We start from the raw sequence: 12,495 nt of genomic DNA, 5'->3' as shown, positions 1-12,495 counted from the left end.
AAATGCGGCCGCACCATTTGACAAACAGAGGACTCCGATATACCCTTTCTACACACCAGGCTCTACTAAAAGCAGCGATTGAACTTTATTACTATGGAGTTAGTACATGAATGTTGAAATCCGACCACAGCGATTATCCGATGCAAAACGTTTTTTCGAGATCTTATCAAACCCAAAATTCCTCTATCTCCCGGCTAAACCAAAAACGCTCGACGAAGAAAGGGATTTTTTAAGGTTAGATTCCCAGAAACGTAAAACTAAAACCGAATTCAACTTTTCTATATTATGTAACGGGAAGCACATTGGAGCGATTGGGGTTAGAGTAGACCAATTCAGACCTTACATCGGTGAAGTCGGATTTTTTATTGATGAGAAGTACTGGAAAAAGGGCGTTGCAACTCAGGCGTTAGGGAAACTGGAAGAGTTTATTATCGAGAAAACCAACTTAAGTCGTATCGAAATGAAGATGGCAAAGGAAAACAAGGCTAGTCAGAGGATCACTATTAAATGCGGTTATGAAAAAGAAGGTATCCTACGGCAGATGCTACTTGTTGAAGATAAATACTATGACTGCTATCTATATTCTAAAATCCTGTAAACTGTAAAAAGTATTGCTCTCCATTTTAATATTGTATGTATCCATAAATAATGAAGCGAAGCTAATGTCCCCCATAGATAGCATTTCGCTCTGGTCAACATCTCAACCCAACGACAACTTATAGATATTGAGCTGAAATCACCATCTCATACGTCTACCGATTACAGGTGTTGAACTGCCTGTTTTACTAACCTCATATCCCTCAAGTCCTCCGAATAGTCCGAATAGATTGCTATAACCGAGCGGGGAGAATTATAATGTGGCGGAGATGGCCGAGAATAAACCCTTACTTATCCTCTTCGATGGAAATGCCCTGATCCACCGCGCCTTTCACGCCCTGCCCCCCCTGGCGGTGACCAAGACAGGGGAGGCGACAGGGGCGGTATATGGCTTTGCCAACATGGTGTTCAAGGTGCTCGCCGAGTTTAAACCCACCCACTACGCCATCGCCTTCGACTACCCTGCACCCACCTTCAGGCATCGGGAGTTCGCACCCTATAAGGCGCAGCGCCCCCCCACCCCAGAGGAGCTCAAGAGCCAATTCCACCGGGTACGCCAGCTGGTGGACGCCTTTAATATCCCCAGCTTCGAAATGGATGGCTACGAGGCTGATGACATCCTGGGCACCCTCTCCCGTCAGGCTTCAGCCCAGGGGATAGATACCCTCATCGTCAGCGGCGATATGGATACACTGCAGCTTGTCTCCCCAAGAGTGCGGGTGCTCACGCCGCGACCGGGAAAGCGCTTTAGCGACACCGTGCAATACGATGAGGAGAAGGTAGCAGAGCGGTATGGCATCTCCCCTCATCAGATCGCCGACCTGAAAGGGCTAAAGGGAGACCCATCAGACAACATCCCCGGCGTCGCCGGCATCGGAGAGAAGACGGCAGTAAAGCTGCTCCAGCAGTTTGGTAGCATTGAGCAAATATACGCCCATATCCATGATATAACACCTGCCAGAGTGCAGCATGCACTGAAAGATGTCGAAAACGCGTACCAGAGCAAGCGGCTGGCCACGATCGTTACCGATGTCCCCATCGACCTGGATCTCGATGCCTGTGCCATATCAGCCTTCGACCGCCCCACGGTTGTGGCGCTCTTTCGCGAGCTGGAGTTCAACCGCATGCTGGAGAAACTTGGCGAAATAGGCGAGCTGGACGGAAGAGAGAGCAAGGAGACAGCGAAAGCGGAGAGGGCTGAAGGGGATTATCGAATCGTGGACACCCCACAGCGCATGGACGATCTTATCACCGCGCTTGGCGAGGCCCCCTCATTCACCATCGACACTGAGACAACGGGCAAGGAGGCAATGTATGCCGAGTTGGTAGGTATGTCCTTCTCCTGCGAGCCGGGCAAGGCCTACTATGTTCCGGTGGGACACCGCCTCGGTGATCAGCTCCCCCTGAACCAGGTTCTGGAGAGACTCAAGCCCCTTATCGAAGACCCGAAACTCGGTAAGAGCGCCCACAATGGCAAATATGACATGATGGTACTCGCCGAGCATGGGATCGAGCTTGGGAATCTGAGCTTCGACACCATGATCGCCGCTCACCTTCTGGGGGAGAAGTCCATCGGACTCAAGCCCCTGGCATTCAGCAAGCTTGGCGTTGAGATGACCCCCATTACCGACCTCATCGGCACCAGGTCGAAGCAAACCTCGATGGACTATGTCGCCATCCCCGCAGCAGCTCGGTACGCCTGCGCCGATGCTGACATCACCGGGCGGCTGACCGCATTACTGGAGGCAGAGCTAAGGGAACAGGGGCTGTGGCAGCTTTTTGCCGAACTGGAGGTACCACTGATTCCTGTACTCCTCGAGATGGAACGTAACGGGGTGGCACTGGATGTAGAGTCTCTCTGGGCGATGTCCCAGAGCCTGGGAGAGCGGATGCTGGGGCTGGAGGCCGAGATCCATAAACAGGTCGGGCACAGTTTTAATATAAACTCAACGCGTCAACTGGGCACTGTCCTCTTCGAGGAGCTAAATCTCCCCGGCGGGCGGAGGACCAAGACCGGCTATTCCACCGATGCCTCCGTCCTCGAAGGACTCAAAGGGCTTCACCCGGTTATTCAGCCGCTTCTGGACTATCGTCAGCTAACCAAGCTTAAGTCCACCTATATTGATGCCCTACCCGCCCTGGTCAACCCCAAAACTGGCAGGGTTCATACAACCTTTAACCAGACCGGAACCACCACCGGGCGGCTCTCCTCCAGTGACCCCAACCTGCAGAACATCCCCATTCGCGGAGAGCTGGGGCGTCAGATAAGAAAAGCCTTCATCGCCGGGGATGGCTCTATGCTTCTCAGCAGCGATTACTCACAGATCGACCTTCGCGTGATGGGGCACCTCTCCCGGGATGCCCAGCTACTGGCTGCCTTTAATCGAGATGACGACATCCACCGTGCCACCGCCTCCGAGGTCTTCGACGTGCCCCCTTCCGAGGTGACTGCGGATATGCGCCGTGTGGCCAAGACGGTGAACTTCGGCGTGCTCTACGGGATGAGCGGCTACGGGCTAGAGCAGGCTACCGAGCTCTCACGTGAGGAGGCTACACAATTTATAACCACCTATTTCGAGAAACACAGCGGGGTTAAGGAGTATATCGAAGCAACAAAGCGTCAGGCCAGGGAGCAGGGCTATGTGGAAACTGTGCTGGGCCGACGGCGCTACATGCCGGATATAAACTCCCCTAACGGGCAGGTGCGGGCGGCGGCGGAGCGCATGGCGATAAACATGCCAATTCAGGGTACATCAGCAGACATTATCAAGAGGGCGATGATCGATATATACCGGGAAAAGAGCTCGAGAAAGCTCAAGTCCAGGATGATCCTTCAGGTCCACGATGAGCTGGTCTTCGAGGTACCCCGGGAGGAGCTTGAGCAGATGAAGAAACTGGTACTTGATATTATGCCCAATGCCCTGAAGCTCAGCGTTCCGGTTCCGGTCGAGGTCAAGGTGGGGAAAAACTGGGGGGAGATGGATTAAACCAGAAGGGCAAAATAATGGATTTTACAACGGGGGAATGGGTCGGTATAGGGATAGGGATTTTCTTTGGGGTGGCGATCTACATCTATATAATTCTGAAGATCATCTATCGGCAGCGAATGTCTGGTATCGGAATGTATTTATTCCATACCTTCTGCTTCTGGATGTGGATATTCTGTATCGAACCCCCTCAAAGGAAGCGGAAGAAGTTGAAAATGGCCGGTATTAGGGAAGGGCAGATCATTTTAGATGCCGGCTGTGGCATCGGACGCTACACTATCCCCATTGCTCGTACGGTCAGGAAGAAGGGTAGGGTATATGCGTTAGACAACCAACCTTTCCATGTAGCCATTGTCAAGACCATGGCTAGGATAGCCTAGCTAAGAAATATCCACACTATCCTAGCAGATGTGGCAAATACCCGCATTAATGATAAAAGCATAGATACAGTTTTTATGTCATACGCCTTCCATGAATATAGCGATAAGCAAGGGGCATTAAGGGAAGCGAATAGAACCCTAAAACCCCATGGCACCCTGTTTATAGACGAACACGAAATGCGCGAACGTAAATTTTTAGACATTGTAGCTACAGCCGGCCTCTTCTACTTGGAAGAAAAGGAGGGAAAGCTCTACCGATTTAAAAAATCAGGGCGAGGTATCGAAAATGACCGATAGTCTGTAGGTGACACGCAAGCCTATTTCCAACTACTGGAAAAGGAGAAAAGATGCCTGAGCTACCAGAAGTAGAGACTATAAAAAGAGACCTGTCCAAAAGTATAGCGGGGCGACGCTTTGTCGGCGTCAGCCTAAATTGGCCTAGAGCAGTGCAAATCCCATCGCCAGATGAGTTCTGCCACCGCCTCAGGGGACAATGTATTCAGGAGATTTTTAGGCGTGGTAAATACCTCGTTCTTCGCCTCGCAACTGGCGAGGCGCTTGTCCTGCACTTTATGATGAGCGGCTCGCTGCTCCTCGATACCCAGGGTGATTCCCATCCCTACACCCGGGCTCTATTCCTTCTCGACGATGGAGCCAGGCTTCACTTCCGCGACCCGCGAAAGCTTGGCCGGATGTGGCTGGTGTCAGATGAGAACATGGTGGTGGGCAAGCTTGGCCCCGAGCCACTGGGCCCAGGCTTTACCGCTGAGGTTCTAATGGAAGGGGTAATAAAGCGCCCGGTACCGATTAAGGCTTTGCTCTGCGACCAGGGCTTCCTCGCCGGCGTTGGCAACATGTATGCAGATGAAGCCCTCTTTGCTGCCGCGATACACCCTCAGAGGATGGCGAATAGCCTTTCAAATGAGGAGATTGCGCGGCTGCACCGTGCCATACGCCAGGTGCTTGAGAAGGCCATCGGTGGCCATGGAGCCAGCATCAACGATTACCGCCGCCCGGATGGCGAGCCGGGCACAGCTCAATTTGTCTTCAAGGTGGCTCACCGCAGTGGCAAGCCCTGCCCTGTTTGCGATACGCCCATTGAGCGGATCCCCATTCGCAATCGGGGCACCTGCTTCTGCCCCAACTGCCAGAGGAAATCGTAAATTCCTTCACACTGCCCTTGACAAGTTTCAGCAGCGTATGATATGATTATAGTTCGGCGACCCCGAGGTTATCGGGGCGGTGAACCAAAAAATTAAATAGAAAAACGGCAGACAATAAGTCGCTTGGATCGGTAACGACCGAGACGGCAAATAAAGTTGATACTAACTGAAGCCTTCTCGGGTATTGCCCGAGAAGGTTTTTTACATTTCGAAGACTTTGATCATGCACAACGCGATCACCGACGTTCAAGGGATAAAGGTGGGGCATTACACCGATAGAGAAGCCGCCACCGGCTGCACCGTGATACTCTGTGAAGAGGGGGCAGTGGCCGGCGTTGATGTACGTGGCGCTGCTCCGGGCACCAGGGAGACAGACGCGTTGCGGCCGATGAGCCTGGTGGGCAAGGCGCACGCTATCCTCCTCGGCGGGGGAAGCGCCTTCGGCCTCGATGCTGCCGGCGGGGTGATGCGCTATTTAGAGGAGCGGGGTTACGGCATTGACACTGGCGTGGCAAAGGTGCCCATTGTCCCAGCAGCCATTCTCTTCGATCTTCGTTTAGGCAGCGCTCAGGTGAGGCCCGGTCCCGATGAGGGCTACAAGGCATGCCTTGCCGCCTCAACCGGGCCGGTAGCCGAGGGTTGCGTCGGCGCTGGCACCGGGGCCACGTTGGGCAAGATCCTAGGACCGGAGAGAATGACCAAGAGCGGCCTGGGGACAGCAAGCCAGAGGTTGGGTGATGCCACTATCGGGGCTATCGTTGCGGTTAATCCCTTTGGCGATGTTGTAGACCCGGGAACCGGCAGGATCATCGCCGGCCCCCGCGACACGGTAAAGGGGGTTTTTCTCGATACTATCAACATAATGAAAAGGTGCGAGGAATCTCCCGGCGCTCTTCCTACAAATACCACCATTGGGGTGGTAGCCACCGATGCCTTACTGGACAAGGAGCAGGTTAACAAAATGGCTCAGCTTGCTCACGACGGACTGGCGAGAACCGTCCGACCGGCCCATACCATGTTCGATGGCGATACCATGTTTGCCCTCGCCACCGGTAAAGCAGGGGCTGAGGATGTCACCATACTGGGGGCGATAGCGGCAGAGGTGGTGGCGGCAGCGATCATGAGAGCAGTTAGGCAAGCCGAGGGGCTTTTCGGGATACCGGCAGCTCGGGATATTATTTAGAGAGGAAAAGATAACACTATGGCACTCTATTCCTTCGAGGGAAATGCGCCGCAGATAGCGGAAAGCGCCTATATACACGAGAGCACTTGGGGATACTACCGATGAGCATAGGAAAATGTGGGGTACTGGTAAAAAAATATACGTTGAACTTTGCCACCGCTACAAGGAAGGCCTGAAGAAGCTATGAAGGAAGTAAGGCGAGACCAGGAAAGCACCCGGCGCAAGATCGGTTTCATCGGTGCTGGGACGGTGGGTACGGCGCTGGCGGTCAGGCTCAGCGGTAAGGGATACCCGGTGGTCGCTGTTTCCAGTCGCACCAAGGCCTCGGCGCAACGGCTGGCAGAGGCTGTCCCCACATGCCAGGCACTGGATAGCAACCAGGCGGTGGCCGACAATGCCCAGCTAGTTTTCATCACCACCCCTGACGGCGTCATCGCCCCGGTAGCCGCCGGGATTAAATGGCACCCCGATCAAAGCGTAGTTCACTGTAGCGGCGCCGACTCGACCGATATACTGGAGCCGGCGAGCAAGCGCGGTGCTCTTATCGGCGGCTTCCATCCTTTACAGACCTTCGCCAGCGTGACCCATGCTATAGAGAACATGCCCGGCTCCACCTTCGCCATTGAAGCGGACGAGCCGCTGCTTACCGAGCTCCGAGAGATGGCTGCCGCTCTCGAGGGGACCTGTATCAGGCTCGGCGCCGGTGATAAAGTGCTTTATCATGCTGCAGCGGTGATTGCCTGTAACTACCTGGTAACCCTGGTGAAGCTGGCCACCGACCTGTGGCAGTCCTTCGGGATCCCGCCCCAGCAGGCAACACAGGCACTGCTTCCCCTGCTCCGGGGAACACTGAACAACATCGATAACGTGGGCATTCCCGACTGCCTCACAGGGCCCATCGCCCGCGGGGACTCGGGCACCATAGAAAAGCATATTTTCGCTCTGGAGCGAACTGCTCCCGGAATTCTACCCACCTATCGGGAGCTGGGGTCCCAGACGATCCCTATAGCCCTGGCAAAAGGTAAGATAGATGAGCAGAAAGCCAGGGAATTGCAAACACTACTAAAGGAGGAAGCATGATGAGAACGATGCTGAAGGGAAAGATCCACCGGGCGCGGGTCACCGATGCCAACCTGAACTACGAGGGGAGCATCACCATCGATGAGCTTCTCATGGAGGCGGCAGACATCCTCCCCTATGAGAGGGTCCAGGTGCTGGACATCGATAACGGTGCGCGCCTGGAGACCTACGCCATCACCGGGGAGCGGGGCTGCGGTGAGATCTGCATCAATGGCGCTGCGGCCAGGCTGGTCTCCGTGGGCGACAGGGTTATCATCCTTTCCTATAAAGTTGTCGCCGATGAGGAGGCAAAGGCTACAAAGCCCAGACTGGTCTATGTAGACGAGCGGAATGCCCTGGTGAAAGGCGAGGTGCTTTCACTATGAGGGTCACCATCGGCGAAATCAAGGAGATGAAGCAGCGCGGCGACAAAATCCCCATGCTCACCGCTTATGATTACTCCACCGCCAGGCTCCTCGACGAGGCCGGGGTGGCACTGATCCTGGTTGGCGATAGCCTGGGCATGGTTATGCTGGGCTATGAGTCAACCATCCCGGTGACCATGGATGAGATGATCCATCACACCAAGGCGGTGGTCCGGGGGACGAAGCATGCCCTGGTGATAGGCGATATGCCCTTCATGACCTATCATGTCTCTATAGATGATGCCCTGCGCAATGCCGCTCGCTTCATTCAGGAGGGCGGGGCACAGGCGGTGAAGCTTGAGGGAGGGGAGGTGGTAGCCGACAGGGTGAGCCGGCTGGTAGCATGTGGCATCCCTGTTCAGGGCCACATCGGGCTTACTCCGCAGTCGGTGCACCAGATTGGTGGCTACAAAGTGGTGGGAAAGACCCCGGAGGTCGCGGTGCGCCTGCTCAATGACGCCAGGGCATTAGAGGAAGCCGGCGTTTTCTCTATCGTCCTCGAGTGTGTTCCCGCACCCCTTTCCAAATTGATCACCGAGCGGGTGACAGTGCCCACCATCGGCATCGGTGCTGGCAAAAACTGCGACGGCCAGGTGCAGGTAGTAAGCGACATCCTGGGCCTGTTCACCGATTTCGTCCCCAAGCATGCCAAGCAATACGCCAAGCTGAACCAGGCAATCACTTCCGCCGTTGCCGATTACATCGCCGAGGTCAAGGCAGAGACTTTCCCCACCCCGAAACAGAGCTACGAGATGGACGAATCCATTCTGGCCCAAATTAAAGACAAATCTCACAGCTAATAGAATTTATCGCTGAAGGGCTAAGATAGACGAAAAATCGTGGCCCGGATTGAAACCCAGCCCCATAGCTGATAGAATAAACATCGATGGAGGACTGCGATAGCCGAACCCTATAGTTGAAAGGAGGCATGATGCCCACATATGTAATGCTCACCAAACTTACCACATGGGGCAGAAAGACCATAAAAGAGAGGCCGGAGCGTATAAAGGAGGTCAACAAGGAGGTGGAGGCGATGGGAGCACGGATAGTGGGCCAATATGCCGTCCTCGGCCCCTATGATTTCGTTAACATCCTGGATGCTCCGGACGATGCCACCATAACCAGGGTAGCAGTAGAGCTGGGCTCCCGGGGCACCCTGGAGACAATGACGCTGAGCGCTACATCGCTCAATGATTTCATTTATAACCTTCATAAAAAGTAAGCCTGCCTGAAACTACCTGTGCCCTCTATCAACACCATGAAGGTTGTTGAGACCATCGCCTCAATGAAAGCCGAGCGGGGCAAGCTAACCGGCTCTGTTGGCTTCGTGCCCACCATGGGCTACCTTCACCAGGGGCACCTCGAGCTGGTGCGCCACGCCCGGACTGAGACCCTCACAGTTATAGCCAGCATCTTCGTTAACCCCTCGCAGTTTGGCCCCCAGGAAGACTTCACTGCGTACCCGCGCGACCCGGAGCGAGACCTCGCCTTACTGGAGAAGGAGGGTGTAGGTTTGGTTTTTATGCCCGATGCCCGGGAGATGTATCCGGAGGGCTTCAGTAGCTGGGTGACGCTGGAAGGAATTACCCAGCGGCTAGAGGGTGAATCCCGTCCCGGTCACTTCAGGGGGGTCACTACAGTGGTGGCCAAGCTACTGAACATTGTCCAGCCTAATAGAGCATACTTCGGGCAGAAGGATGCCCAGCAACTGGCGGTGATCCGGAAGATGGTCTCCGAACTGAACATGAACCTTGAGGTCGTGGCCGTTCCCACAGTGCGGGAGCCCGACGGGCTGGCAATGAGCAGCCGCAATACCTACCTGAGTCCAGAGGAAAGGAAGGCGTCACTGGTACTGTGGAAGGCCCTCTGCCTTGCTCGTGGTCACTGGGAAAATGGTGAGAGGGACGCCTCTCGCCTGTGCCAGGAGATGACCTCCCTCATCGAGCGCGAGCCTTTCGCCACTATCGATTACGTGAGCATAGCCAACCCCGAAACGCTGGAGGAGCTAGCCGAGATCGCCGCACCCGCCCTGATCTCGCTGGCAGTCAGGATAGGCGGAACGCGGCTTATCGATAATACAATGTTGGGGGGATAGGCCCACAATCTCGGGGTGTTACTATAAGCGACCGATATTGGTCTTTAATTCAGGATACCGTGTTAAGCGCAGTGCTTCATTTATAACAAAATCTCACCCGATAGGGGCATATTTATTGCTTCCAGTACTTTACTGTAAAAAGCAAACGTCTTATCACCTTGTTCGAGACTGCTATTTCCCGAGCCTCGCAGCGCCCCTCTCTGTGGCACTCAAGAAACGACGCGGATTTCCGAAAGGAAGTACAAGCTTAGCTACTTTTTCACTACCGTCCGGTTGTTTGTCGCCTTGTTTGTCGCCTTACGTTCTGGAGGGCGCTTGCGGGACCACAATCCCCGGAAGAACTTCTGGTTCAGCAGATGGCGGTTGTCGGCGATATCCAGGAGTTCCCTGGAGATGTTGGTCTCAAAGTAGGCCACCTCTACATGCTTTCCCATGTTCTTCACCGCCTGAAGAGCGTAGGCAAAGTCTGAGTCCCCGCTCACCAGCACGGCAATGTCATAGAGGTTTATCCAGGCGAAATGCAGCAGGTCTGTGGCCAGCATGACATCGATGCCCTTCTCCACACGGACACCCTGCGCCAGCTTGGTGCCCCCCAGTCTCACCTCTAAATACGGCGTTTGGCGAAGGGCGTTTAGGAACTCCTGCTGCTCGCCCTGGCCTTCAGACCGCTGGCTCGAGTACTGCAGTACGTTGTAGTAGTATGTTCGGAACAGACGCCTGGGCCCACAGAGCTTACTGGCGAACTCGGCGAAATTCAGGTCGTAGCGCCCCAGGTTAGAGCGCAGCGCGTGATACAGGTTGCTCCCATCGATGAAGATTGATACCCTGTCTTCCATAAATCCCCCCCTAACAAATGCTACACTATTTCCACCATATCCGCAAATCACTGACTGGAATTCGGTTCCATAAAGCGTAATCTTACTATAAATGTAACCGCGACTTTAAGCAAGAGGCAAATTTACCCCCGGGCAAAGCTCTAAAAAGCTACTCCTTGATAAACAGCACAAATCCTGCAATCGCCACAACTGCCATCGCTGCCCCGAAGAAGAAGGTCGCCGCCGGGTCTATCGCCTCCCATAGAAGCCCGGCAGTTACGCTCGCCAGCAGCAGGCTGAGCCCGATCGCCCCGTGATAGAGGCCATAGGCTGTCCCCCGCTTCTCCCTGGGCACCATATCGGCAACAAATGCCCTGGTCACCCCCTCCACCGCCCCATAGTAAACCCCGTAGAGAGCGAAGAGCAGAATAACATAAACTACGTGCCACATTGGCGATGCCAGGGCAAACCCGATATAGGTAAGGGCGTATATCCCCCAGCCGGCGACGATGATCCGCTTCCTGCCTATCCTGTCCGATAGCCTGCCAAAGGGATAGGCAGTTGCGGCATAGACCAGATTGAGCGGGATAAGCATAAGAAGTATATGTAGTGGGGACAGGCCAATATCGCTTGCCCTCAACACCAGGAATATATCGGCGGAGTTGCCCAGGGTAAAAATGACCATTATCACCAGGAAAATCTTGAACCGCCTTTCCAAACCCCTTCCATCGGCGGCGCCTCCTTCCACCCGCTTAGCGCTCGAGGCTCTCCCCTCGTGAACGAAGAAGATAAGTACCAGCACCGCAAGCGCCGCGGGGATAACGCCGATAATGACCAGCCACTCGAACGAGGGGAGGGAAAGCCTGGTCTCCCAACCCTGCACCAGATAGACGATAGCGGCAGCGATGGCAATCCCGCCGACCGCACCAGCGGTATCCATAGCACGGTGAAAGCCAAAGCCGCGCCCCATCTTCTCCGCGGTGGTGGAATCTGCGATCAGGGCATCACGGGGCGATGTGCGAATCCCCTTGCCCGAGCGCTCAAATAAGCGGATGGCCAGCGCCACCGCCCCGCTGGTGGCAATAAGGAGAAAGGGCTTGGCCACGGTGGAAAGTACGTAGCCATAGGTGGTGAGCCCCTTTCGCTGGCCTAGCCTGTCGCTGGCCCAGCCGCTAACCACTTTGAGCATGGTGGCAGCGCTATCGCCCAGCCCTTCCATAAGGCCGATGAATGCTGTCCCCACTCCGAGCACATGGGATAGGAAGAGAGGGAACACGTTGAAGATCATATCGGTGGAGACATCGGTGAGGAAGCTCACCCATCCCAGGGCGAAGACGTTACGGCTGATCCCGAAAATCCTTTTTCTCTCGCTGCTCACTGGTTCCATGACCTATTTATCCAGCAGCACCTCGTTTACCAGCTCTGCGATCTTCCGCCTTGCTTCTTCAAGGGCTACCAGACCCCTCTCGGTTATGGTGTAGTATCTGCGGACCTTCCCACCGACCACCTTTGAGCTGCTCTCCAAATAGCCCTCCCTCGCAAGGCGATGCAGCGTGGGGTATAGGGTCCCCGGGCTCAACCGATAGCCATGCCGACCAAGCTCCTCCAGGATCCCAACCCCGTAGATTGGACCTTGTGAAGCGTGGTAGAGGATGTGAATCTTAATGAAACCTATAAAGAAATCCTTCAGCATATCATCGTCTCATTATCGCTTGGTGATATCGCTATATGATACCTTTATTTGACCTTGTCCGTCAAGGGCAGCCTTCATAAGCATTAAATAATCTCGTT

13 protein-coding genes are annotated in these 12,495 nt (G+C 54.7%); 10 read left to right on the top strand and 3 right to left on the bottom strand.

Going from position 1 to position 12,495, the window contains the following annotated elements; genetic code table 11:
- The first annotated feature begins 106 nt into the window (after window positions 1-106).
- The 10 genes from VMX96_03240 (at window position 107) to panC (ending at window position 9,889) form a co-directional block, all read left to right on the top strand.
- Window positions 107-598 carry a GNAT family N-acetyltransferase gene (locus VMX96_03240; protein ID HUU62918.1) on the top strand — a complete coding sequence of 164 codons (492 nt, stop codon included), beginning with the start codon at window positions 107-109 and terminating at the stop codon, window positions 596-598.
- A gap of 268 nt (window positions 599-866) precedes the next feature.
- Window positions 867-3,584, top strand: coding sequence for a DNA polymerase I (polA, locus tag VMX96_03235; protein HUU62917.1), 2,718 nt, complete (start codon window positions 867-869; stop codon window positions 3,582-3,584).
- A gap of 17 nt (window positions 3,585-3,601) precedes the next feature.
- Window positions 3,602-3,964, top strand: coding sequence for a class I SAM-dependent methyltransferase (locus VMX96_03230; GenBank protein HUU62916.1), 363 nt, complete (start codon window positions 3,602-3,604; stop codon window positions 3,962-3,964).
- A 347-nt stretch (window positions 3,965-4,311) separates the two neighbouring features.
- Window positions 4,312-5,127, top strand: a complete 816-nt coding sequence (gene mutM, locus VMX96_03225; protein ID HUU62915.1) for a bifunctional DNA-formamidopyrimidine glycosylase/DNA-(apurinic or apyrimidinic site) lyase — start codon at window positions 4,312-4,314, stop codon at window positions 5,125-5,127.
- Window positions 5,128-5,350: 223 nt separating this feature from the next.
- On the top strand, window positions 5,351-6,310 hold the full coding sequence (locus tag VMX96_03220; GenBank protein ID HUU62914.1) for a P1 family peptidase: 960 nt from the start codon (window positions 5,351-5,353) through the stop codon (window positions 6,308-6,310).
- Between the two features lie 183 nt (window positions 6,311-6,493).
- Window positions 6,494-7,390 carry a DUF2520 domain-containing protein gene (locus VMX96_03215; protein ID HUU62913.1) on the top strand — a complete coding sequence of 299 codons (897 nt, stop codon included), beginning with the start codon at window positions 6,494-6,496 and terminating at the stop codon, window positions 7,388-7,390.
- A complete protein-coding gene (gene panD / locus VMX96_03210) occupies window positions 7,387-7,755 on the top strand; it encodes an aspartate 1-decarboxylase (GenBank protein HUU62912.1) in 369 nt (122 codons plus the stop codon). Before VMX96_03215 ends, panD begins: the two co-directional genes overlap by 4 nt.
- On the top strand, window positions 7,752-8,594 hold the full coding sequence (gene panB, locus VMX96_03205) for a 3-methyl-2-oxobutanoate hydroxymethyltransferase (protein ID HUU62911.1): 843 nt from the start codon (window positions 7,752-7,754) through the stop codon (window positions 8,592-8,594). Before panD ends, panB begins: the two co-directional genes overlap by 4 nt.
- Window positions 8,595-8,725: 131 nt before the next feature.
- Window positions 8,726-9,016 carry a GYD domain-containing protein gene (locus VMX96_03200; GenBank protein HUU62910.1) on the top strand — a complete coding sequence of 97 codons (291 nt, stop codon included), beginning with the start codon at window positions 8,726-8,728 and terminating at the stop codon, window positions 9,014-9,016.
- Between the two features lie 36 nt (window positions 9,017-9,052).
- Window positions 9,053-9,889 carry a pantoate--beta-alanine ligase gene (gene panC / locus VMX96_03195; protein HUU62909.1) on the top strand — a complete coding sequence of 279 codons (837 nt, stop codon included), beginning with the start codon at window positions 9,053-9,055 and terminating at the stop codon, window positions 9,887-9,889.
- A gap of 251 nt (window positions 9,890-10,140) precedes the next feature.
- Here the strand turns inward: panC and VMX96_03190 are convergent, their stop codons facing one another.
- From VMX96_03190 to VMX96_03180, 3 genes are all read right to left on the bottom strand, one after another.
- Window positions 10,141-10,725, bottom strand: a complete 585-nt coding sequence (locus tag VMX96_03190) for an NYN domain-containing protein (GenBank protein HUU62908.1) — start codon at window positions 10,723-10,725, stop codon at window positions 10,141-10,143.
- 148 nt (window positions 10,726-10,873) lie between these two features.
- The gene (locus VMX96_03185; protein HUU62907.1) at window positions 10,874-12,091 is read right to left on the bottom strand and encodes an MFS transporter; all 1,218 of its coding nucleotides are present in this window, start codon (window positions 12,089-12,091) and stop codon (window positions 10,874-10,876) included.
- A 3-nt stretch (window positions 12,092-12,094) separates the two neighbouring features.
- Entirely contained in the window at window positions 12,095-12,397 is a 303-nt protein-coding gene (locus tag VMX96_03180; GenBank protein HUU62906.1) for a PadR family transcriptional regulator, read from the bottom strand.
- Window positions 12,398-12,495: the final 98 nt, after the last annotated feature.

It is taken from the genome of Dehalococcoidia bacterium (assembly GCA_035528575.1).
In the GTDB taxonomy this organism is placed as follows: Bacteria; Chloroflexota; Dehalococcoidia; order E44-bin15; family E44-bin15; genus DATKYK01.
This window is presented reverse-complemented; position numbering and strand designations above follow the sequence as displayed.

Bases quoted from the DNA above. Each gene is read 5' to 3' on its own strand.
- panB (HUU62911.1), top strand. From the start codon at position 7,752: ATGAGGGTCACCATCGGCGAAATCAAGGAGATGAAGCAGCGCGGCGAC.
- mutM (HUU62915.1), top strand. From the start codon at position 4,312: ATGCCTGAGCTACCAGAAGTAGAGACTATAAAAAGAGACCTGTCCAAA.
- panD (HUU62912.1), top strand. From the start codon at position 7,387: ATGATGAGAACGATGCTGAAGGGAAAGATCCACCGGGCGCGGGTCACC.
- panC (HUU62909.1), top strand. From the start codon at position 9,053: ATGAAGGTTGTTGAGACCATCGCCTCAATGAAAGCCGAGCGGGGCAAG.
- VMX96_03185 (HUU62907.1), bottom strand. From the start codon at position 12,091: ATGGAACCAGTGAGCAGCGAGAGAAAAAGGATTTTCGGGATCAGCCGT.
- polA (HUU62917.1), top strand. From the start codon at position 867: ATGGCCGAGAATAAACCCTTACTTATCCTCTTCGATGGAAATGCCCTG.
- VMX96_03200 (HUU62910.1), top strand. From the start codon at position 8,726: ATGCCCACATATGTAATGCTCACCAAACTTACCACATGGGGCAGAAAG.
- VMX96_03180 (HUU62906.1), bottom strand. From the start codon at position 12,397: ATGCTGAAGGATTTCTTTATAGGTTTCATTAAGATTCACATCCTCTAC.
- VMX96_03215 (HUU62913.1), top strand. From the start codon at position 6,494: ATGAAGGAAGTAAGGCGAGACCAGGAAAGCACCCGGCGCAAGATCGGT.
- VMX96_03240 (HUU62918.1), top strand. From the start codon at position 107: ATGAATGTTGAAATCCGACCACAGCGATTATCCGATGCAAAACGTTTT.
- VMX96_03190 (HUU62908.1), bottom strand. From the start codon at position 10,725: ATGGAAGACAGGGTATCAATCTTCATCGATGGGAGCAACCTGTATCAC.
- VMX96_03220 (HUU62914.1), top strand. From the start codon at position 5,351: ATGCACAACGCGATCACCGACGTTCAAGGGATAAAGGTGGGGCATTAC.
- VMX96_03230 (HUU62916.1), top strand. From the start codon at position 3,602: ATGGATTTTACAACGGGGGAATGGGTCGGTATAGGGATAGGGATTTTC.